22 protein-coding genes are annotated in these 22,530 nt (G+C 45.2%); 21 read left to right on the forward strand and 1 reads right to left on the reverse strand.

What is annotated here, in order from left to right; translation table 11 throughout:
- Positions 1 to 76: 76 nt before the first annotated feature.
- The 14 genes from xerD to P6N53_RS04305 all read left to right on the forward strand — a co-directional run bounded on the left by xerD (position 77) and on the right by P6N53_RS04305 (position 13,158).
- Entirely contained in the window at positions 77 to 967 is an 891-nt protein-coding gene (xerD, locus tag P6N53_RS04240; RefSeq protein ID WP_304541455.1) for a site-specific tyrosine recombinase XerD, read from the forward strand.
- 24 nt (positions 968 to 991) lie between these two features.
- Positions 992 to 2,182, forward strand: a complete 1,191-nt coding sequence (locus tag P6N53_RS04245; RefSeq protein WP_304541457.1) for a phosphopentomutase — start codon at positions 992 to 994, stop codon at positions 2,180 to 2,182.
- Positions 2,183 to 2,417: 235 nt separating this feature from the next.
- Positions 2,418 to 3,719 (forward strand): pyrimidine-nucleoside phosphorylase, encoded by a 1,302-nt coding sequence (locus P6N53_RS04250; protein WP_304541458.1) that lies wholly within the window; start codon positions 2,418 to 2,420, stop codon positions 3,717 to 3,719.
- Positions 3,720 to 3,802: 83 nt separating this feature from the next.
- A complete protein-coding gene (locus P6N53_RS04255) occupies positions 3,803 to 4,153 on the forward strand; it encodes a Na-translocating system protein MpsC family protein (protein ID WP_304541460.1) in 351 nt (116 codons plus the stop codon).
- A 146-nt stretch (positions 4,154 to 4,299) separates the two neighbouring features.
- Positions 4,300 to 5,538, forward strand: coding sequence for an L-lactate MFS transporter (locus tag P6N53_RS04260; protein WP_304541462.1), 1,239 nt, complete (start codon positions 4,300 to 4,302; stop codon positions 5,536 to 5,538).
- A gap of 96 nt (positions 5,539 to 5,634) precedes the next feature.
- Positions 5,635 to 6,855 carry a D-alanyl-D-alanine carboxypeptidase family protein gene (locus P6N53_RS04265; protein ID WP_304541464.1) on the forward strand — a complete coding sequence of 407 codons (1,221 nt, stop codon included), beginning with the start codon at positions 5,635 to 5,637 and terminating at the stop codon, positions 6,853 to 6,855.
- 216 nt (positions 6,856 to 7,071) lie between these two features.
- On the forward strand, positions 7,072 to 7,410 hold the full coding sequence (gene spoIIAA, locus P6N53_RS04270) for an anti-sigma F factor antagonist (protein ID WP_304541466.1): 339 nt from the start codon (positions 7,072 to 7,074) through the stop codon (positions 7,408 to 7,410).
- A gap of 16 nt (positions 7,411 to 7,426) precedes the next feature.
- Positions 7,427 to 7,873 carry an anti-sigma F factor gene (gene spoIIAB / locus P6N53_RS04275; RefSeq protein ID WP_304541467.1) on the forward strand — a complete coding sequence of 149 codons (447 nt, stop codon included), beginning with the start codon at positions 7,427 to 7,429 and terminating at the stop codon, positions 7,871 to 7,873.
- 15 nt (positions 7,874 to 7,888) lie between these two features.
- Positions 7,889 to 8,668, forward strand: a complete 780-nt coding sequence (gene sigF / locus P6N53_RS04280; RefSeq protein WP_304541468.1) for an RNA polymerase sporulation sigma factor SigF — start codon at positions 7,889 to 7,891, stop codon at positions 8,666 to 8,668.
- Positions 8,669 to 8,782: 114 nt separating this feature from the next.
- Entirely contained in the window at positions 8,783 to 8,992 is a 210-nt protein-coding gene (locus tag P6N53_RS04285; RefSeq protein ID WP_304541471.1) for a dodecin family protein, read from the forward strand.
- Between the two features lie 63 nt (positions 8,993 to 9,055).
- The gene (spoVAEA, locus tag P6N53_RS04290; protein WP_304541472.1) at positions 9,056 to 9,700 is read left to right on the forward strand and encodes a stage V sporulation protein SpoVABEA; all 645 of its coding nucleotides are present in this window, start codon (positions 9,056 to 9,058) and stop codon (positions 9,698 to 9,700) included.
- Positions 9,651 to 11,180 (forward strand): spore germination protein, encoded by a 1,530-nt coding sequence (locus P6N53_RS04295; RefSeq protein ID WP_304541473.1) that lies wholly within the window; start codon positions 9,651 to 9,653, stop codon positions 11,178 to 11,180. The genes spoVAEA and P6N53_RS04295 overlap by 50 nt, the downstream gene beginning before the upstream one ends.
- Positions 11,181 to 11,384: 204 nt before the next feature.
- A complete protein-coding gene (locus tag P6N53_RS04300) occupies positions 11,385 to 11,945 on the forward strand; it encodes a hypothetical protein (protein WP_304541474.1) in 561 nt (186 codons plus the stop codon).
- A 133-nt stretch (positions 11,946 to 12,078) separates the two neighbouring features.
- Positions 12,079 to 13,158 (forward strand): FAD-dependent oxidoreductase, encoded by a 1,080-nt coding sequence (locus P6N53_RS04305; protein WP_304541475.1) that lies wholly within the window; start codon positions 12,079 to 12,081, stop codon positions 13,156 to 13,158.
- Positions 13,159 to 13,172: 14 nt separating this feature from the next.
- Here the strand turns inward: P6N53_RS04305 and mobA are convergent, their stop codons facing one another.
- Positions 13,173 to 13,775 carry a molybdenum cofactor guanylyltransferase gene (mobA, locus tag P6N53_RS04310; protein ID WP_304541597.1) on the reverse strand — a complete coding sequence of 201 codons (603 nt, stop codon included), beginning with the start codon at positions 13,773 to 13,775 and terminating at the stop codon, positions 13,173 to 13,175.
- A gap of 241 nt (positions 13,776 to 14,016) precedes the next feature.
- On the opposite strand from mobA, the gene tatA reads away from it, so the two are divergent.
- The 7 genes from tatA to fdhF all read left to right on the forward strand — a co-directional run bounded on the left by tatA (position 14,017) and on the right by fdhF (position 22,495).
- Positions 14,017 to 14,247, forward strand: coding sequence for a twin-arginine translocase TatA/TatE family subunit (gene tatA, locus P6N53_RS04315; RefSeq protein WP_304541477.1), 231 nt, complete (start codon positions 14,017 to 14,019; stop codon positions 14,245 to 14,247).
- Positions 14,248 to 14,407: 160 nt separating this feature from the next.
- Positions 14,408 to 15,220 carry a twin-arginine translocase subunit TatC gene (gene tatC, locus P6N53_RS04320; RefSeq protein ID WP_304541478.1) on the forward strand — a complete coding sequence of 271 codons (813 nt, stop codon included), beginning with the start codon at positions 14,408 to 14,410 and terminating at the stop codon, positions 15,218 to 15,220.
- Between the two features lie 302 nt (positions 15,221 to 15,522).
- On the forward strand, positions 15,523 to 17,010 hold the full coding sequence (locus P6N53_RS04325; RefSeq protein ID WP_304541479.1) for a sodium-dependent transporter: 1,488 nt from the start codon (positions 15,523 to 15,525) through the stop codon (positions 17,008 to 17,010).
- Positions 17,011 to 17,054: 44 nt separating this feature from the next.
- Positions 17,055 to 17,150 (forward strand): methionine/alanine import family NSS transporter small subunit, encoded by a 96-nt coding sequence (locus tag P6N53_RS04330; RefSeq protein WP_304541481.1) that lies wholly within the window; start codon positions 17,055 to 17,057, stop codon positions 17,148 to 17,150.
- Between the two features lie 207 nt (positions 17,151 to 17,357).
- Positions 17,358 to 17,837: an NADH-quinone oxidoreductase subunit NuoE gene (gene nuoE, locus P6N53_RS04335; RefSeq protein ID WP_304541483.1), complete on the forward strand. Its 480-nt coding sequence runs from the start codon at positions 17,358 to 17,360 to the stop codon at positions 17,835 to 17,837.
- Positions 17,838 to 17,852: 15 nt separating this feature from the next.
- The gene (locus P6N53_RS04340) at positions 17,853 to 19,811 is read left to right on the forward strand and encodes an NADH-quinone oxidoreductase subunit NuoF (protein ID WP_304541484.1); all 1,959 of its coding nucleotides are present in this window, start codon (positions 17,853 to 17,855) and stop codon (positions 19,809 to 19,811) included.
- Positions 19,812 to 19,816: 5 nt separating this feature from the next.
- Positions 19,817 to 22,495 (forward strand): formate dehydrogenase subunit alpha, encoded by a 2,679-nt coding sequence (gene fdhF / locus P6N53_RS04345; RefSeq protein ID WP_304541485.1) that lies wholly within the window; start codon positions 19,817 to 19,819, stop codon positions 22,493 to 22,495.
- The last annotated feature ends 35 nt before the right edge of the window (positions 22,496 to 22,530 follow it).

A 22,530-nucleotide genomic window follows, 5' to 3' on the forward strand; every position in this document is an offset into this window, starting at 1 on the left:
TTGAAGAAGTAGTCCAAAAACTTTTGGGCTGCTTTATTATTTTCTTGACAATTGGTTTAAAGTAAGGGGGGGGAAGATGGAACGCTGGTTAGAGGAATTTATCAATTATTTAGCTGTTGAGCGAGGCTTAGCCAAGAACACCTTGGCATCATATAGGATTGACCTCAGTCAGTTCCTTTCTTTTTTAAAGAAACAAGGAGTATCTTCACTAAGTGAAGCTAACCGAAATCACATCCTGACTCACCTGTATAAGCTGCAAAAGGAAGGCAAGGCACCTGCCACTATTTCAAGGCATTTAGCTGCATTAAAGCATTTTTACCGCTTTCTGCTGGCTGAAGGGGCTGCTGCTGAAGATTACACCTTGAACCTTGAATCGCCAAAGCTTGCCCAGCGGCTTCCCCAGGTACTCTCCACAGGTGAAGTGGAAAACCTATTAAGTCAACCCCAACTGGTTGATCCCGCAGGAATGAGGGATAAGGCCATGCTGGAGCTCATTTATGCCACAGGCATCAGGGTCTCCGAAATGGTTGCTTTAGATATCCAGCATGTGGAGCTGGAAATGGGCTATATTCGGTGCTTTGGAAAGGGCTCCAAAGAGAGAATCATTCCCCTGGGCTCAGTGGCAGCAAGGTTTGTGCAAGAATATCTTGCCAGAGCCAGGGTCAAACTAACCAAGGGTAAGCCTGAGAATCAGGCACTTTTCGTAAATGTGCAGGGGAAAAGACTAACCCGCCAGGGCTTCTGGAAAATAATTAAAAAGTATGCCCGGGAGGGAAAGATAGATAAGCCAATTACACCCCATACCCTGAGGCACTCCTTTGCCACCCATTTGCTGGAGAATGGAGCAGATTTAAGGTCTGTTCAGGAGATGCTGGGTCATGCGGATATTTCTACAACACAAATATATACCCATCTAACCAAGCTGAGGCTTAGGGAAGTGTATAGCAAAGCTCACCCCAGGGCTTAAATATTTTTACAAGGAGAGATGGTTTTGCATCAAGGAGAGGTTAAGAGAGTTACACTAATAGTTTTAGATAGTGTTGGAGTAGGAGAACTACCCGATGCCTCTGAATATGGAGACGCCGGCAGCAATACCCTGGCCAATGTGGCTAAAGCCATTGGTGGCATTAATTTACCTAACCTGGGAAGCTTAGGGCTAGGCAATATTATTTCTGTGGAAGGGGTTCCGCCATTGGAGAAGCCCCGGGGGGCCTTCGGTAAAATGGCCGAGAAATCCATTGGAAAAGATACAACCACCGGCCACTGGGAAATGGCCGGAATTATTTTAGAACAGCCCTTTCCCACCTATCCCCAGGGATTTCCGGCCCAGTTAATAGCTGAGTTTGAGAGGCTCATCGGGCGGGCCACCCTGGGTAATATAGTTGCCTCTGGAACAGCTATAATTGAAGAATTGGGACAGGAACATATAAATACAGGTAAACCTATCGTTTATACTTCAGCAGACAGCGTTTTTCAAATTGCTGCCCATGAAGAAATAATCGCCCTAAAGGAATTATACCGAATTTGCGAAATTGCCAGGGAGTTGCTGGACGGCGAACATCGTGTGGGCAGGGTCATTGCCCGACCCTTTGTCGGCAGTCCAGGCTCCTTTAAAAGGACTGCAAATCGTCATGATTATGCTGTGCCACCACCAAGTCCCAATATTTTAACCCTGCTGCAAGAGTCGGGGATAAAAACCATGGGTGTTGGGAAAATTTATGATATTTTTGCCGGCCTTGGGATTTCCGAGACTGTGTCTACAAAGAGCAATATGGATGGCGTGGATCAGACCATAAGGCTTATGAAGGAGTCCCAGGAGGGGCTGATCTTTGCCAATCTGGTGGAATATGACTCCCTTTACGGACACCGCAATGATCCCAAGGGTTATGCCGGTGCCCTGGAGGAATTTGACAGGAGGCTGCCTGACATTTTGGCTGCCATGTTGGACAATGAGGTACTGATCTTAACTGCCGACCATGGCTGCGATCCCACCACTCCCAGCACCGATCACTCCAGGGAGTATGTACCCCTGTTGGTCTGCGGTAAGCCGGTGAGGCCGGGGATAAACCTGGGCACTAGAGCTTCCTTTAGTGATATTGCAGCTACCTTGGCAGAGCTTTTTAGATTGCCCTCCCTCAATATAGGGGAGAGTTTTGCTTCGGAGGTCTTAGGGAGTAAGTAATTCTGCCGCATGAAGGTCGGGACAGGCGGCATTTCCAACGCTACGGTCCCGCAAGTCTACTGATTTACTTTTTTGGTAGTTGTAGTCAACGCATAAGGACCGTAGCATTCTTTTGTGGATCTTCGGGCTAAGCAACGCAGCCCGTGCTCCGCTACGCTTTTGGAAAAGCCACCTGTCCTACTATTGGGTCCCTTTGGTTAGATTTAGATTCTAGGGTTGTGTTGAGGTGTTGCTTATGAGAATGTACGATATTATTTTGAAAAAGCGTCGGGGGTTGGAGTTAACCACCGCTGAAATTGATTTTTTTATAGATGGCTATACAAAGGATGAGATACCAGATTACCAGGTGTCCGCCCTGCTGATGGCTATTTTCTTTCAGGGTTTTACCGAAAGGGAAATTGGTGACTTAACCATGGCCATGGCCGAATCGGGGGAACAGACCGACCTGAAATCTATACCTGGCATCAAGGTTGACAAGCACAGTACAGGCGGGGTGGGAGATAAGACCACCCTTATCCTGGGACCGCTGGTGGCGGCAGCCGGGGTTCCGGTGGCCAAGATGTCAGGGAGAGGCTTGGGCCATACGGGGGGGACTATAGATAAGCTGGAGGCCATACCGGGTTTCCGGGTTGCTTTAGACAACGCTGCCTTTATTGAGCAGGTCAATAGAGTAAAAATAGCAGTTGTAGCCCAAACAGGCAATTTGGCCCCTGCGGATAAAAAGCTGTATGCATTGAGGGATGTCACTGCAACGGTGGATAGTATTCCTCTTATTGCGGCTTCTGTCATGAGTAAAAAAATTGCTGCTGGAGCAGATGCCATTGTTCTGGATGTCAAGGTAGGCAGTGGAGCCTTTATGAAAAAGTCCGAGGATGCCTTTAACCTGGCCCGTACCATGGTGGACATAGGGACAAGGGTTGGCCGCAAAACAGTGGCCCTTGTGACGGATATGGATCAGCCTTTGGGCTATGCCATAGGTAATGCCCTGGAGGTCAAAGAGGCCATCGCCACCTTGAAGGGCCAAGGACCCAAGGATTTACATGAGCTGTGTATGCACTTAGGCAGCGAAATGCTTGTGCTGGCTGGTGTGGATAAGGATACTGCCAAGGCTAGGGAACGCCTGGAAAAAATAATTTTCGAGGGGCAGGCACTGGAAAAATTCAAGGAATTTATCGTTGCCCAGGGAGGCGATCCAGAGGTATGTAGTAAAGAAGGGTTGCTGCCCCCGGCAGAAATTATTTACCCTGTGTCCAGCTTGGAAGAGGGTTACGTAACCGAGATAGATGCGGAGCAAATTGGCCTGGCAGCCATGTCCCTGGGGGCTGGAAGAGCAACAAAGGATGCTGCAATAGATTTATCCGTGGGGTTGGTGCTCAAGAAAAAGATCGGAGAAGGTATCGGTAAGGGTGAAATAATTGCAGAGCTGCACGCCGCCAAGGGGCAGGAGCTTCTAGGGGCTGAAGATATGGTCAGGAATGCCTATACTATTGGCCATAATAAGCCAGCTGTTAGGGAAATTGTGCTAGGAAGAGTGTAAGTTGTTTCTTGTGTTTTTTGACTCATCACCTTATAATAAGCTAGTGAATACAAATATGAGAATATAAGGGGTTTGAATTTTCCTTGGTCAAGGGACAACTGGAAGATGAAATAACTAAAGCCATGATCCAATGGGAAAGGGATTATATGGGTCGTGGGCCAGATGAGGCTAAAACGGATATACTGCGTAATATGATAATTGTCACCCTTCGAGGAGTGCTGTCCAAGGCGGAGCAACATTTAGCCAGGGACAAGGACGGGGCTGCTTTGGTCAAAAAGTTGCGTCAGCAATTGGTTGAGCAAGGGCGCCAGGAGATAGAGATGATAGTTAACAAGATTACTTCAGCCAAGGTTATTAGCCTTCACACAGATATTAGTACAAAAACAGGAGAAAGAGTCTTTATCCTGGTTATTGATAAGAATCTTTATAATTAAATCTAATTGTTGGAAGATATTTTAAAGGGTAGTCTATATCAGTTAAATTTAATCCAACACCAATGAATAAATTGGTGTTGGATTTTTTATTTGCCCAAATACCACAATATAAGCAGGGAGATTCGACAGAGGGGAGAGATAAGATAATGAGGGAGACAAAAATTAATAGATGGAGGGTTGTGGTGGGGGCTGTCTTAATCCAGGTCTGTTTGGGAGCCATTTATGCCTGGAGTTTATTTAATCAGCCCCTGATAGAAAAATTCGGCTGGCACTCCGAGGATGTTGTTTTAACCTTTTCAATTACCATTGCTGTTTTTGCAGCCTTTACAATACTAGCAGGTAAAGTACAAGATAGAATCGGTCCCAGATGGGTTGCCACAGCCGGAGGGTTACTCCTTGGACTAGGCCTCATCCTGGCGTCACGGGCCACCACCATATGGGAACTCTATCTTTTTTATGGAATAATTGGAGGAGCAGGCATTGGCACTGCTTATGTCTGTCCCCTGGCTACCTGCGTAAAATGGTTTCCTGATAAAAGGGGACTTATCAGTGGAGTGGCAGTGGCCGGCTTTGGCGCCGGAAGTCTACTTTTCAAGCCGGTGATTCTCTTTCTGATAAGTAATTTTGGTGTTTCTGAAACCTTTATGTATCTGGGAATAATTTATCCTTTAGCAATAGTCCTGGGGGCCCAATTTTTAATCTTGCCTCCGGCAGACTATGTTCCTAAGGGTTGGACTCCTCCAGAAAACTCTAAGGCTCCGGTATCAAACTTTACCTCAGGTCAAATGTTAAAGACCTACCAATTTTATATAATGTGGTTTATGTACCTGCTGGGCTGTGTAGCCGGCCTGATGGTCATTAGCCTGGCTGTTAATATTGGCACCGACTTTGTTGGCCTTGGACCAGCCTTAGCGGCCAATGCAGTAATAGCCATAGCCATCTTCAATGCTGCCGGACGGGTAGCCTGGGGTACTCTGTCGGACATGTTAGGAAGGATAAACGCTCTGGTAGTAATGTATATATTGACCGCCAGTACTATGTTTTACATGGGAACAATGACCCTGGGTTATCTTGGCTTTATGATAGCGGTATCCCTGGCAGGCTTCTGCTTTGGTGGTTTTTTAGCATTATTTCCTTCCTTAACTGCTGATTACTATGGTATCAGAAATATGGGAGGAAATTACGGACTTGTATATCAAGCCTATGGCTTAGCTGCCATTGTAGGCCCAAGGATTGCCACCTCCATGGAATTTGCAAGTGCATTCATGATTGCCGGTATATTAAGTGTTGCCGCCGCAGTAATGGCCTTTCTGTTAAAGCCTCCGGTTTTGGCAGAAGAGGCAGGAACCACCAGGATAGGTGAGGGCTCACCAAAACCTTCGTAAATTTCCATTAACTCCCTCCAGGTTTAAAAGCATAGATCCTTCATGAAAGAAAAGAATATAAGGAGAAATGAAAAGTGAACCTGGAGGGGGAAAAAAATGAAACAATTAAAACGTGTAACTACTATTTTGATTTGCCTAGTTTTTATTCTTACCTTAAGTGTGTCGGCAGCTATAGCCGAGCCCAATGCTCAGGACAACCAGGGGCCAAAACCGGCTCCTAAGTCTGAGGCAGGAAGTAATGCCGGCGGAGTAAAATTAGAAACCACTGCTGAAACAGCAATTTTAATTGATTATGCTTCCGGACAGATCTTATTTGACAAGGACATGCATGCCTCAAGACCGATGGCCAGTGTAACAAAGCTCATGACAATGCTGCTGATTTGTGAGGCCGAGTCCCTGGGCAAAATTAAAATGACCGATAAGGTTTTGACCAGCGAACATGCTGCCAGCATGGGTGGCTCCCAGATATTCCTGGAGCCGGGTGAAGAGTTACCGGCAAAGGAAATGTTGATATCCATTGCCACAGGCTCTGCTAACGATGCCAGCGTGGCCATGGCAGAGTTTATTGCCGGCTCTGAAGAAGCTTTTGTGGAAATGATGAATGAAAAGGCCAAGTCCATGGGATTGAAGAATACTCACTTCTCTAATCCTACAGGTCTACCCGTAGAAAATCATTATACATCGGCCTACGATATGGCCAAGGTACTTAGGGAGTGCCTAAGGTATCCACTATTCCGAGAAGTTTCTTCTATCTATGAACACGACCTCCGGGGCGGGGATTTTAAACTCTGGAATACCAACAAGCTTTTGAAATGGTATCCGGGCGCTGATGCAGGTAAAACAGGCTGGACCAATGAAGCCAAGTACTGTCTGGCAGCCTCTGCAAAAAAGGATGGGCTGCGGGTAATATCAGTGGTACTGGGATGCCCCATGCCCCGCACGCACTTCCAAGAGACCATTAAAATATTTAACTATGGCTTTGCCCGTTACAAGGCTGTGAACTTAGCTGAGGAAGGACAAGTGATTAAGGAGCTGCCGGTAGGCAAGGGCGAATTAGAAACTGTTAAAATTGTAACCACTGCCCCGGTAAGCCTGGTGGTGTCCAAGGGGCAGGAAAAAACAGTCCAAGGCACCGTTCAATTGCCCGATAAGCTAGATGCACCCGTTAAAAAAGGACAGGTGGTAGGCAGCTATATCGTAACCAAGGACGGTAAGGAGGCCCTCAAAGTAGAACTGGTGGCAGCCTCAGACGTTGAAAAGGCTTCTCCGCTTAAGCTCTTAAATGATATGCTGGATAGAGTATACGGCATGGATTGATAATTAATAATGGAGATTTGAACCGTTCCCTGGCAAATGAGCCGGGGGACGGTTTTTGCATATGGCGGTCCAGGCACAGGGCAGGTTTTTTGTGCTCCTTTCTTGGAGTATAATCGACAATCATTTTGGAAGAATTTAGCAGGATAACGGGGGGCAGAGGTAGAAATTTTGTTCTTAAGATTTTGACAAGACTTTAAAGGGGGATGTTGGCAGGAGATGCAGATAGATATAGAACAAAAAATGGATGCTTTACTGGTACGTCTAAGCGGAGATCTAGATCTGGGGGTTGCGGATAAACTGCGAATAACATTGGACGAGCATCTTAATACAAAAAAGATTAAGTATCTTATTATGAACCTGTCAAGAGTAACCTTTGTTGATAGCTCGGGATTAGGTGTTATCCTAGGACGATATAAGAAATTAACACCCTTCGGAGGCAAGGTTATTTTGGTAGGTGCACAGCCCCAGGTAAAAAGGATTTTGGAGCTGTCAGGGCTAATGCAAATTATGGAGAGCTATTTGGATGAAGCCAATGCTCTGGCAAAGATTGTTTAATTGAGGAGTGGTGTAAGTGAAAGCTGTAAATTGTTGCTCAATAGAGTTTCATAGTATTGCCGAGAATGTGAGTTTTGCCAGGGTTGCTGTGGCAGCCTTCGCTTCCCAACTGGACTGTACCTTACCGGAGCTTGAGGAAATTAAGGTGGCTGTTTCTGAAGCGGTGGGTAATGCAATAATTCATGGATACCGTAAGCAAACAGATAAAACCGTGAGGCTAACGGTTAAAATTTATAAGGAAGGACTTGAAATAATAGTGGAAGATAGCGGACAAGGTATAGATGATATTGATTTAGCTATGCAGCCGGCCTATTCCACCGACCCTGAGAGAATGGGGCTGGGCTTTGTGTTTATGCAGTCCTTCAGTGACAGGCTGAGGGTTGAATCAACTCCTGGACTAGGTACAACCGTAACAATGTTCAAACATATAGGAATCCGTGGTGCCAAAGCCCGGGCCAACTAGTAAGGGGGGTGCCCCATGAGCTCAACTAGGCTTTTGGAAATGAACCTTCCCCGCTTCCCGCTGCTGGGCGATCAGGAAATGCGTGATTTAATCAAAAAAGCTCAGTCCGGTAATACGGAAGCTAGGGAGAGGTTGGTTAACTGTAACCTAAAGCTGGTATTTAACCTTGTACAGAGGTTTAACAACCGGGGTTATGAGCTGGAGGATTTATTTCAGATAGGTTGCATTGGTCTAATGAAGGCCATTGATAAATTTGATTTATCCTATGATGTCAAATTTTCTACCTATGCAGTACCTATGATCGTAGGGGAAATACGGAGATTCCTCAGGGATGATAGCCCCGTGAAGGTAAGTAGATCCCTTAAGGAAACGGCTTATAAAATTCAGCAGACCAGGGATCGGCTGACGGCCAGACTTGGCCGTGACCCATCAATCAATGAAATCGCCAGTGAATTAGGTTTCCAGCGTGAGGAAGTCGTCAACGCCCTTGAGGCGGCCCAAACGCCAACCTCCATTTACGAAACCTTACATCAGGATGACGGAGATCCCATATATATTCTAGACCAATTAAGCGATGGTGAAGAGGGGGATTCTCCCTGGCTGGAAAAACTAGCTGTAAAACAGCTATTAATTGAGCTGCCAGAGCGGGATAGGCAGATACTCTTGTGGCGATTTTTTGAGGATAAAACCCAATCGGAGGTGGCTGCCAGGCTTGGGCTTTCCCAGGTACAGGTTTCAAGGCTTGAAAGGCAGGCTTTAAGAAAGTTAAAGGAGCTTATGATTCAATCTGGTTAAAAGAATCGGTTCAATATGAGCCGATTCTTTCTTTTATAGTTGTTTTCTGAATAAAACAACTCCTGATACACATAATACCGTTAGTATTTAACAGAAATATAAGGGGGCATTATTGTGTATAAGGATGTAAGGGCCATAAGGGTAAGTGAGCTAATCGGAGAATCGCAAAACGGCTGGCGTGATGCGGTACAAAATGCTGTAAATGAAGCTTCAAAAAATTTAAATAACATTACCGGTGTGGAAATAACTAATTTTACCGCCGATGTGGAGAACGGCCAATTGGTAGATTTTAAAGCGACCATGAAAGTGGCCTACACTGATTAGATACTGGAGAGGACACCTGCGGGTGTCCTTTTGCAGCATGAAAAAAGTCAGGGTTTTTCCTAAATGAGGGAAATAACCCGGGAGACAGGTGATTTGCAGGTGCAGGAAAAACGGAATGTTATCCTGGTCACCGACGGGGATCAGATAGCACGAAGGTCCCTTGAAGTGGCTGCCCGTAATGTGGGGGCGAGATGCATTTCCATGTCCGCTGGGAATCCCACCAGGCTTAGCGGCAAGGAGTTGGTAGAATTAATCAAGTCCGCTGCCCATGATCCGGTGGTGGTTATGTTTGATGATAAGGGACACGAAGGACAGGGCCCAGGGGAAAGGGCTTTGCTTGAAGTCTACAATGACCCGGGAATTAACATTCTGGGGGTAGTGGCGGTGGCATCAAACAGCTTTTGCTGTGATGGAGCCAAAGTAGATATTTCCGTCACCGACACCTGCCAGGTGGTCAATGGACCCGTAAATAAATATGGGAAAACAACCAAACGAAGGGTCTTACAGGGGGATACGGTAGAAATATTAAATGACCTAGACGTCCCCATAGTAGTTGGCATTGGCGACATAGGCAAAATGAACGGGGATGATGATTACCACTTTGGAGCCAGTGTAACCACCAGGGCTCTTCAGGAAATTATAGAAAGGAGTGGATTTAGTGGCGGCATCAGTAGAGAAAGAAGCTCCCAGGGTTTATACGAATATTGAAAAGAACATTGAATATTTAAATGACCTATTGGGTTTTGGAGAAAGCTACGATATTGTGCTGCGAAGATTCAACGTTGCAGGTAAGGAAATAGCCATGTATTCCATCAACGGCTTTGTAAAAGATGATGTGATGGCCCTAATCCTTAGAAACTTAGACCAGCTTAAGCGGGGAGATGTTTCTCCCAATAGTCTTAAAAAACTTTTTAACGAACACATTAACCATATACAGGTGGATTTGGCCAATAACCTTGACCAGGTAATAGACGGAATCCTGAGCGGCCCCTTAGCCCTTCTAATTGAAGGTGAGGACCAGGCCCTTATCATCGACCTGCGTACCTATCCAGGCCGGTCACCCCAGGAACCTGATCTTGAAAAGGTAGTTCGGGGGCCAAGGGATGGGTTTGTGGAAAGTGTTGTACAAAATACCTTGTTGATGAGGCGTCGCCTTAGGGACCCCCGTATGAGAAATGAAGTAATACAAGTAGGAACCCGCTCTAAAACAGACATAGTAATCTCTTACATAGACGACATAGTCAATCCTGACATGGTTAAGAGGGTTAAGGAAAATATACAAAAAATAAAGATTGACGGGATTCCTATGGCGGAAAAAGCTGTAGAAGAGTTAATAGAGCCAGGCAAATATGGCCACCTTTTTCCCAAGGTTCGCTTTACGGAGCGCCCGGATGTAGCTGTTGCCCATTTACTGGAGGGTAGAATTGTTGTTACTGTCGATACATCCCCCAGTGCCATGATCACTCCCTGCACCCTGTGGGATCACCTGCAGGCAGCAGAGGAATACCGCCAGGGACCGCCCATCGGGGTCTATATCAGATGGGTGAGGTACCTGGGAGTGCTTGTGGCTTTATTCCTGCTGCCCCTCTGGTTCTTGTTTTCCGTTCAGCCTGATCTTCTACCACCTAGCCTTAGATTTATCGGTCCCAGTGAGCCGGGAAGAATTCCCCTGATAGTGCAATTTGTCATGGCTGAGCTGGCGGTAGATATGATCAGACTAGCCTCGGTCCATACGCCGTCGCCCCTGGCAATTTCCACCGGTATTATAGCTGCCATACTAATTGGTGACGTGGCCATAACCGTCGGACTCTTTAGCGCCGAGGTAGTCATGTACACAGCGGTAGCAGCGGTAGCCTCCTTCATCATCCCCAGCTATGAGCTCAGCTGGGCGGTAAGAATTGTAAGGCTATTCTTACTCTTAGCCACAGCAGCCTTTAGACTACCGGGATTGATTATCGCTATGCTCCTCGTTCTGGCTTACCTAATGCGTACCAAATCCCTGGGCGTTCCCTACCTCTGGCCCCTCATTCCCTTTAATGCCAAAGAAATGTTTGCAGTGGTAGTAAGAACCCCGGTAACACTAAGAAACAAAAGACCGGCCATATTCCACACCTTGGACCCGGTCAGACAAGCAGTACCTGAACCAGCCCGCAAAAAGGAGCGGGGAGAAGATAAAGAAAAGAAATAGCGTCAAATGAAATCCTGTGTTGAGTCACAGGATTTTTTTTGGGACAAGTGGGACAAGGGGACAGGTTCGTTGTCCCTATATAATCCTTATTATAGATAAGGTTTGGGGAGAGTTTGTGAGATAACTAGGAAGGTTACAAAATAATGATGTAGAACTAAGACAATATAATTAAATATAAAATTTATTTCATGTTGGTGATACTGTATGAAATTAACCTATGCTCTTGTTATTATTTTACTCATCTTACAGGGAGGCTGTTTTAATAGTCAGACCAGGGATGTTCCTGTAAACCAGCCTCTGGGGTATAGGGCAGAACCGCAAGTCGTAACAAAACTGAAGGTTCCAAACCAGGATACTAAAATGGAGGTTGATTATCCTGTAGCTTGGCCTAATCTAGTAATAAGTTGTTTATCAAAGAATATTCCTTGGGTACGTGGAGATGCAAATTTCACTGGTCAAGTAAATGGTGTCATAGGGAATACTAGCTTTGGTTGCGATGAAAACAAAGCTATATTGATAAAACCCACAGAATTAAAACCTAATGCTGTATTATCGTTTAACGCAGATGACGTTAAGGGATTAGATAGTCCCAAATACTTTTTATGGCTACTAAACACTGAACATAGGCTTATTCCATATAACATAGATGAAGATAGCATTATCGTACCAACTGACGAAGGCGAGTATCTATATTATCTTTTAGTAGATTGGGGAAAAGGCGATAATACTATCTCCTACTGGTTTAAGGTAAAGGTAGTCCAATGATTCATAGTATTAATACCTATACCGGCGGGACAAGGAACCTGTCCCCTTGTCCCAAATCTAATAACAGTGCAATAAAAAAGCAGAATCAGTGAAAAATATAATTTAAGCATTATTATTAAAGGGGTAGAACGATTTGAGTAAATTTCCTAAAATAGCAATCATAGGTGCTGGTCCTGCTGGTTTGGCTTGTGCATTAGAATGTGAGAAGCTTGGAGTGATTCCCCATCTTTTCGACAGTGGAGAAACAGTCGGTTGGGAGTGGCCTTCCGTTATATTACTGCTCAATATATTAGAAGTTCCAATGGGCGGTAATATTAGAGAATACATTAAGGATATATACAAAATTGATATTCAGCCAATTTCGCCTTGTACGGAACTTATTATGAAGTCACCAAATAAACAGACAAAGATAACTGGAAATTTAGGATTTTTTTATTCACGGGGTAAAAGAAAAAGCTCCCTTGAAAATCAGCTCCTAAATATGCTTATAAATACACCCGTCTTTTATAATCGCCCAGCCGACTATAAAGAACTCTCTCAGAATTATGACTATGTAGTTGTTGCCACAGGGAATGAAAAAGTCGCTAAGGAGTTAGGGGTTTGGGAGGAATACGGACAAGTACATATTTGGAGTGCCCTTACTATAGGTCAATTCAAAACTGATTCTACAACAATATATTTTAATACTGACTATGCAGGTGAAGGTTACGCTAGGCTTACTCCATTTGATTCATTTCACGCTATCGTTGACCTATATAATATTGGTAAAGATAAATTTGAAACAGACAAGCTATATAACAATTTTATAGCAAAAGAGGGTTTATCAAATTTGGAAATAAAATATCAAATGCTGCTGCCACCTTTTTCTACTGGCAAGGTAAAGAAATTTCAGGTTAATAATATAATGTTAGCAGGACGTACTGCTGGCTTAACAGAAAGGCTCACAGGAACAGGTGCAATTGCAGCTTTAGGAAGTGGTATATTTGCAGCTAGAGCGATCATAAAGAATAAGGATTATGAAACCTTAGTAAAGCCACTACAGGCTCATATAGAAAATGTATCTGCTTTTCGTAAAATCATGGAGAAACTTGATAACAATGGTCTTGATAAAATGGTTGCTATTACAGATACTCCAGGTATTAAACAACTCATGTATAATACGAGACTAAATTTTTTAGACATTGTTGGGACTATTCTTAAAAAAGTAATGTAAAAAATCACATTTATTTATACAGACACGTTCTGGGCCTGCTGGTAATCTTCGGGGGTATTTACATTAAAGAATATCGTATTCCAGTTGAACTCGGGATGCTTGTTAAAATCAAAGTACCTGACATGGACCTGTTCGTAGAAGGAAGTAATTCTTGGCCTCTCTGATTGCAGGGACTGCTCAATGGCAGGAAGACATCTTTTGCTGTAGGCAGCATGCAGGGGCTGAAGGTATCGATCCCTTTGTGGGACAGAGATATCAAATTTACCATCAAGCCTTGCCAGTAAAAGGTTTGCTAACTGCGTGTTTAAAAAGGGCATGTCACAAGCCACAAAGAAAGCAGAGTCATTAGTAATATTTTTAAGACCCGAGTGGATGCCGGCCAATGGGCCACGGTTTTGGTAATAGTCTGTGAAGATTGGTAGACCAAGATATTTGTACTGCTGGGGATTATTGCTGCTAATAAGGATCTCTTCAAAATGAGGACGAAGCTTGCTTATAATCACTTCTAACATGGGCTTGCCATTAAAACTTAGTAAAGCCTTATTGGTTTTCATTCTGCTGCTGTTACCTCCCACTAAGATTACAGCAGACGAAGCTCTTTTGTCCAAACCTATCACATCATTTCCAAGTAGTTTTTTTGGCAAATTTGCTTAACTAGGCCTCAATATCTATTATAAAGCCTAGCCAGAGCTATTGCAAAGCTCTTGTCCTATATAGAGATATATAGATCAGGAAAATTCTGTCAATATTATAAATTTTCTGACACTAAAGATATAACTGTTGCCACGGGGACGTTTGTTTGGCATAATTAGTACAAGATAAGTTATAGACAACCATTTCGGATAGACTGAAAGGGGAGTGAGAGTTTTCTTCGAGGGAATTTTTCAACCAACTCACATATTACTGATTTTAGTCGTTGTTTTGATAGTCTTTGGCCCTGGAAAACTGCCTGAAGTAGGTAAAGCGGTTGGCAAGACCATAGGTGAGTTTAGACGGGCAGCATCCCAGGTGAACTTTGACCTGGAGGAACCAAAGAAAGAGAAAAAGGAAGATAATAAGGAAGAGCCAAAAGACAGCAAACCTAGTTAAATAGTTTTTTGGTTAGATAAATATCTGTATTAAAAAAGCAGGCCCGATTTCCTTACAGGATAAGGTAATAAATGGGACTTCGGCCAAGTTGTTTTTGGCCAAAGTCCCATGAAAATTTTCGGGCCTGTCTTGGTTTGTCCTCATAAGGGGGTAATTAGCTTTGGCTGAAGAAAAAGACCAATCAATGATTGAGCACCTGGAAGAATTGCGCCGGGTGCTGATAGTTTCTCTTATTGCAACCTTTATCATGACCGGGGTATGCTGGTTTTTTAGTGATTATATCTTACAAATAATTATTCAGCCAGTAACAGCCACCGGCAATAAAATGCACTATATAGGTGTAATGGAAGCCCTAATGACAAAAATCAAGCTATCTCTTTTCTTGGGCTTTCTCACAGCTTTGCCGGTGATTTTATGGCAGTTCTGGAGCTTTATTATGCCGGCCCTGCGCAAGACAGAGAAATTATATTTTACCATTTTCGTAATCGTTTCTTATTTATTTTTCATTGGTGGAATTTTATTTTCTTTCTATACTGTGTTTAACCTGGGCGTGAAGTTCTTACTTCATTTTGGCGGTGAAGAACTGCTGCCAATGCTAACCATTGGTAATTATGTATCCTTTGCCATGATGTTTATACTACCCTTTGGTATAGTTTTTGAATTGCCCCTGGCAGTTTTCCTTTTGGCCCAACTGGGGGTAATTAACTACGAGTGGATGGTAAAGAAAAGGAAAATGGCTATCTTGGTCTCGGTTGTCACAGGCGCAGTTCTTGTGCCTTCGCCTGATATCATTACTCCTTTAATGATGGCCGCCCCTATGTATCTGTTGTTTGAAGTAGGCGTCTCGGTGGTCAAACTTGTGGAATGGCTTAAAAAGAGAAAGGCCAAGCGTCAAGCGGCCCAAGAGGAAGCCGAGGAAAGAGCGAGAAATAACAACGAGGAAGAAAAGGTTACCGAAAACAACAAAGATTAATAAATCAAACAAAACCGGTGTGCTAGTCTAGTCCGCCGGTTTTGTTTTGCGCAGAGAGTGCAGTAATATGTCATAAATTTGTACAGGTGAACAAAGAGGAAATATTAAAACAATGTCGAAACTTAAAACTGTACAAAAATAAGGGCCTAGATGTCAGTAAGATACAGAAAATAAAGGTCTTTATAATTATATGATTTGTACAAATAATAAACATGTGTATATCTTAGGGAGGCGATTGTTTAAAGGATATTTTCCGAATCTTTGTACAAGATCTAAATAATTAGTATTAGGAGGAGTTAACATTGGCTCAACAACGTGAACAGTGGGGTACCAGGACGGGTTTTGTTCTGGCTGCTGTTGGTTCTGCAATTGGTTTGGGAAACATTTGGAGATTTCCTTATGTAGCCGCTGAAAATGGCGGTGGCGCATTTTTTATTCCTTATTTATTCGCACTTTTAACTGCTGGAATTCCTATTCTTATTCTTGAATTTGGACTTGGTCAAAAATATCGTGGCTCTGCTCCCCTTACCTTTTCCAAGCTTAATAGCAAATGGGAATGGCTAGGCTGGTGGCAGGTTTTGGTGTGCTTCTTTATTGCAGTTTATTACGCAGTAATTATTGCCTGGGCCATTTCCTTTACCTTCTTCGGTCTAACCCAGGCCTGGGGTGATAATCCCTCGGACTTTTTCTTCGGCACCTACCTTGGATTAACTGGTGGTCCCTTTGAGTTGGGTGGTCTGCAGGCAGGTATTCTAATTCCTTTGCTGTTAGCCTGGGTTGTTACCTTTGCGGCACTCTATAGTGGTGTTAAGGGCGGTATTGAAAAGGCTAACAAGTTCTTCATGCCTGCTCTGTTTATCATTATCATTATTATTGCCATCAGGGGGATTACCCTCACCGGCGCAGCTGATGGTCTAAATTATTTGTTCCAGCCTGACTTTAGTAAGATTTGGGACTATAAAATTTGGACTGCTGCCTATGGTCAGATTTTCTTCTCTTTAAGTGTTTGCTTTGCTATTATGATTGCTTATTCCAGTTATCTGCCCAAAAAATCTGACGTTGTAAATAATGCCTTTATAACAGGCTTTATGGATGTTGGCTTCAGCCTCCTGGCTGGTCTTGCAGTATTTGGTATCCTTGGTCACATGGCCCATGTCCAGGGAGTAGGGGTTGCGGAAGTAGGTAAAGCCGGAGTTGGCCTGGCCTTTGTAACCTTCCCGGCGGCAATTAATACCCTTGGAGCCTTTGCCCCCGTTCTTGGTGTATTATTCTTTTTGTCATTAACCTTTGCCGGTCTGTCTTCGCTGATTTCAATTAACGAAGCGGCCATAGCGGCCTTTATGGACAAGTTTAGTCTAAGCCGGAAGAAGGCTGTTAGCATTTATATTGCTGTTGCCGCCATCTGCAGCCTGGTATTTGCAACTGGTGCAGGCCTATATATCCTTGATATTGTAGACCATTTTATAAATAATTTTGGGATTGTTTTTGCAGGACTGATACAAGTAATTCTGGTAGGTTGGTTCTTTAATCTAAAATCAATTCAGGAGCACGTAAACGCCATTTCTGATTTCAGTGTAGGTTCTTGGTGGATAGTATGCATTAAGTTCATAACACCAATCATCTTGGGTTATATGGCTATCATGAATTTGATAGGTGACTTAAAGGCTCCTTACGAAGGCTATCCTGGTGACGCACTATTTTGGATGGGCTGGTTTGTTATGATTGTGGTTATAACAGGTGGTTTCATCATGCAGGCTTTTAAAACTCAAAGTAGAGATTTAAAGGAATAGCCCATTTAAGATGTACTTCGGTTAAATAGTAAGGGGGTAAAACAATGACTACCGGTGCTATTGTGATGATGATATTCTCCATGATATTACTTTGGGGCGGGGCAGCCTATTGTATCAGTATAGCCCTGAAAAATAAATAATTAGGACAGTATCTGAGGGTCTGGACAAGAGTGCCAGATCCTTTTATTTTATGAGTCAGGTAATTGTGTCCACTTTTTATAAACATTTACCCTGGTATTTCGACAAAAGGAAGCTGCAATTGGCAGTGGAACAGTAGATGTTTCGTCATAAAAATAGTAGAATATAGCTTGTTTAAAGATAAATTTCATTCCGGAGGTGCCCGACAAATGACTTGTAAATGTAATGAAAATAACGAAAGGCAAGTCCGGTTAGAAGAGATTCTGGTGAAGTATCAGAATGAGCCGGGGGCTTTAATACCTGTACTCCAGCAGGCCCAGGATATTTATGGCTATTTATCTCCGGAACTGTTGAAGGAGATTTCTAGCTGCCTGAATATACCCCTTTCCCGTATCTATGGGGTAGCCACTTTCTATGCCCAATTTCACTTAGAGCCAAGGGGGCGGAATATTATCAGGGTTTGCCAGGGAACAGCCTGTCATGTTCGGGGTGCTTCAAGGGTGATGGATGCCATTAAGAGATATACTGGGGTTGATACAGGTGAAACAACTAAGGATTTGCGTTTTACCATAGAACCAGTGGCTTGCCTGGGGGCCTGTGGCTTGGCTCCTGTAATGATGGTTAATGAGGATACTGAGGGTCAGTTGACACCGGAAAAGGCGGTAAAAAAGATTTCCAGCTATAAATAGAAGGCAGGTAATGAAATGATTAATTTAATGGAAGCCTGCTGTTCCCAATGTAAGCATACCCCTGCCACACCCTGTCAAAGGTTCGTGGACTGTCGAAAATCTGGTCCCTTTTGCCATGAGAGCAAGGGTTGTGCTGACAGCAGGAAAAAATTAGTTAACAGGGTGCAGGTGTTATCGGGATCACCTGTTAAACAAATTATCGTGTGTGGTGGGACGGGCTGTTCTTCCTCCGGCTCGGCCAAGCTGGCAGAATTATTGACGGAGGAGATAAAAAAGCGGGAACTGTCTAATGAGGTGCTGGTTAAGAGAACCAGCTGCCATGGTTTTTGTGAAAATGGTCCTATTGTTCATGTCAAACCAGAGTCAATTTTTTATACTAAGGTTAAGCCTGAGGATGTAAATGAGATTGTTAGCTCCCACCTGATTGAAGAAAAGTATGTTGAGGGATTAATGTTTCATGATCCTGACTCAGGACACCCATACCCCCACTTCAGTGATATTCCCTTTTATGCACGGCAGACCAGGGTATTATTAGAACGCTGTGGTCAAATCGACCCGGAACAAATCGCCGATTATGTAGCATTGGGGGGGTATCTCAGCCTGGTCCAGGCCCTGCAAAGGATGTCCCCGGAACAAGCCCTGGAGGAAGTGAAGCTTTCCGGTCTCCGGGGACGGGGGGGAGCAGGGTTTCCCACGGGCAGAAAATGGGAAAGTGCCAGAAGGGCAGCGGGAGCTATAAAGTATATTATTTGCAATGCCGATGAAGGTGATCCCGGTGCCTTTATGGATCGTTCTGTGCTGGAGGGGGATCCCCATTCTGTGCTGGAGGGAATGCTAATTGCCGGCTACGCAGTTGGCGCAAGCACCGGCTATGTCTACTGCCGGGCAGAGTATCCCCTGGCTATTCAGAGACTTAAAACAGCCATTAAACAGGCCCGGGAATACGGCCTGCTGGGAAATAACATATTAGGATCAGGCTTTTCCTTTGACATTGTATTAAAGGAAGGTGCAGGGGCCTTTGTGTGTGGCGAAGGAACTGCCCTACAGGCTTCCATTGAAGGAATGCGCGGCATGCCCAGGGTCAAACCCCCCCGCTCCACCGAAAAGGGATTATGGGAAAAGCCCACCGTATTAAATAACGTTGAGACCCTGGCCAATATACCTTTAATTATTAAAATAGGGGCCGAAGAGTATAAAAAACTGGGAACGGCTAGTTCACCTGGTACTAAAATTTTTGCCATCAGCGGTTCCGTTGCCAATGCTGGATTAGTTGAGGTACCCATGGGGGTCAGCCTTAGGGAGATTATTTTTGGTGCCGGGGGCGGCATTCGGGGTGGTAAAGCTTTCAAGGCTGTTCAATTGGGAGGGCCATCCGGGGGCTGTCTTACAGAACAGCACCTGGACATGCCTGTGGATTTTGATTCCCTATCCTCTGCGGGGGCGACAATTGGTTCCGGCGGCATGGTAGTGATGGATGAAGACACCTGTATGGTAGATGTGGCCAGGTTTTTTCTAGCCTTCACCCAAGCAGAATCCTGCGGCAAGTGTACTCCCTGCCGGGAAGGAACCAAGCGCATGCTGGAAATACTCCAGTCTATGTGTCAGGGCAGGGCAACCATGGAGGATCTTGAAAACCTGGAAAGACTATGCAGGGTAGTTAAAGCAACGGCACTATGCGGTCTGGGTCAAGCCTGTGCCAACCCGGTACTTTCTACCCTCAAGTATTTTAAATCTGAGTATTTAGCCCACATCGTGGACAAGCGTTGTCCAGCGGGAGTATGCACAGATTTAATCGGCTACAGCATAGATGCGGAAAAATGCAGGGGCTGTGGTCTCTGTCTGAGGGAGTGTCCCGCAGGGGCCATCACTGGCGAAAGAAAGCAGCCCCACATAATTAATGCCCAGAGCTGTATTAAATGTGGCGTCTGCATTAGCAAATGTAAATTCAAAGCAGTAAAGATTCAAGGGAGGTGAGTAAGGTGTCTGATATATGCTTAACTATTAATGACCAAAAAGTTTCAGTGCCAAAGGGAACTACCTTGCTCGCAGCGGCCCGGAAGCTTGGCATAGATATTCCTACCCTTTGCCATGATCCAGAATTAACCCGCTATGGCGGTTGCCGTATTTGCGTGGTTGAAGTGGTAGGCTGGGGGAGCCTGCCTGCCTCCTGTGTAACAGAGGCAAGGGAAGGCATGGTTGTATATACCGAATCTGATCAGGTGACAGAGGCAAGAAGCACTATATTGGAACTGCTGCTGGCAAATCATCCTGATGATTGCCTAACCTGTGATAAGGCGGGTCGCTGTAGTCTGCAGGATTTCAGCTATCGTTACGGTATCCGTAAGGGTCCCTTTTTGGGTGAAAGAAAAGCCTATCCCTTGGATCAGGAGAACCCCTTCATTCTTCGTGATATGAGTAAATGCATACTGTGTGGCAAATGTGTCAGGGTTTGTTCCGAGGTAGTTGGCCGAAATGTAGTGGATTTTAGTTTTCGAGGGTTTGCCACCAAGGTTGCCACCCCCTTAAATTGCGGCCTTGAAGAAGCAGGCTGCGTATTCTGCGGCTCTTGTGTTGAAGTCTGCCCGGTTGGTGCATTGTCAGAAAAACAGATGTCCGGTAGGGGCCGAAGTTGGCAAGTTAATTCCGTTACCACCACCTGTCCCTATTGCGGTGTTGGCTGTCAGGTTAACCTGCAAGTGAAGGGCAACAGAGTTGTTGGAGCAAAATCCGCCGGAACAGGCATCAACGGCAAGCATCTATGTATCAAGGGACGTTTTGCCTATGGTTTTATTCACCATCCAGAACGCTTAACCAGACCCCTAATAAAAAGAAATGGCCAGTTTGAAGAGGTAAGCTGGGAAGAGGCCTTGCATGAAACTGGTAGCCGTCTTAGGGAAATAAAAGAGCTGCATGGCAGTGATGCCCTGGCCGTCCTGGCCTCGGCCCGGATTACCAACGAGGAAAACTACCTCTTGGGAAAACTGGCCAGGGCAGCATTGGGTACCAATAATATAGATCACTGTGCCCGTCTCTGACACTCCCCCACCGTCGCCGGTCTGGCGACTGCGTTGGGCAGTGGGGCCATGACTAACTCCATTGATGAAATAGCCGGAGCTAGCCTGATCCTGGCCATTGGCACCAATACCACCGAGGCCCATCCGGTTATTTCCCTGCGCATCCGTAAGGCTCTGCAGCGGGGTGCCAAATTGATAGTGGTTGACCCAAGAAAAACCGAGCTGGCAGAACTGGCCACCAGTCACCTGCAGCTCAAGCCCGGGACTGATATTGCCCTATTTAACAGCATGGCCAGGTATATTTTAGAAGAGAGAATATGGAATAAAGAGTTCGTGGCGGAAAGGTGCGAGGGATTAGAGGGACTCAGGGAATCCCTCGGCGAATTTACTCCCGAATATGCCCAGACTATAACAGGTATTCCGGCAGCTTTAATTAAAGAAACAGCCCGTGCCTATGCCCAGGCGGAAAGGGCCACAATTCTATACACCATGGGTCTTACCCAGCATGCTTGTGGAACAGATAATGTTTTGGCAGTGGCTAATCTAGCCCTGCTATGCGGTCAGATAGGGCGGGAATCCACAGGCCTTAACCCATTACGGGGCCAAAATAATGTCCAGGGAGCCTGCGATATGGGGGGCTTGCCCAATGTTCTACCGGGCTACCAGCAGGTTCAGGATGAAGGAAACAGAAAAATTTTCTCTGGGGCCTGGGGTGCAGCACTTAGTGATAAACCTGGCCTAACCCTTGGGGAAATGATGGATAGTGCTCTTCAGGGAACCCTTAAGGCCATGTATATTACAGGGGAAAACCCAATCCTTTCCGATGCTGACAGCAACCACGTTCAAAAAGCCTTGGAGAAGCTAGACTTCCTGGTGGTCCAAGACATGTTTTTAACCGATACCGCCAAGCTGGCAGATGTGGTGCTTCCGGCAGCCAGCTTTGCAGAAAAGGAAGGTACCTTCACCAACACAGAACGTCGTGTGCAGCGGGTGAGAAAAGCCATTGAGCCAATAGCTGGGGCCAAACCGGATTGGCAGATAATCTGCGCCCTGGCGGCAGAACTTGGCTACCCCATGAAATATGCAGGACCCAAAGAAATTTTCGAGGAGATCACAAGGCTCACCCCTTCCTACCGGGGCATAAGCTACCAGCGCTTAGAAAAGGAAGGCATCCAATGGCCCTGTCCCTCAGAAGAACATCCCGGCACAAAATATTTACACAACCAAACCTTTGTCCGGGGCAAAGCCCGGCTAACCCCTGTCAATTACATGCAGCCAAAGGAACTACCGGACGAAAAATACCCGCTAATGTTAAACACCGGCAGGCGTTTGCAGCACTACCATACCGGCACCATGACCCTGCGTACTGAGATTACCCAAATATACGGTTCAGAAAAGTTAGACATCAACCCCAGGGATGCCAAAAACCTGAAACTATCCCAAAAGGACAACATTAGAGTAATCTCCAGGCGAGGAGAGGTAACAATGCAGGCAAACCTCTCTGAAACAGTTCCCCCCGGCATGGTATTCGCAGCCTTCCACTTCCCCGAGGCAGCCATAAACAAACTAACCAACGCCGCCAGATGCCCCAAGGCTAAAATACCAGAATTCAAAATCTGTGCAGTAAGGGTTGAAAAGATATAAACAAAGCAAAAAAACAAGTGCCGCCCAGGCACTTG

Origin of the sequence: Desulforamulus aquiferis (assembly GCF_030577015.1) — a bacterium.
GTDB lineage: Bacteria > Bacillota > Desulfotomaculia > Desulfotomaculales > Desulfotomaculaceae > Desulfotomaculum > Desulfotomaculum aquiferis.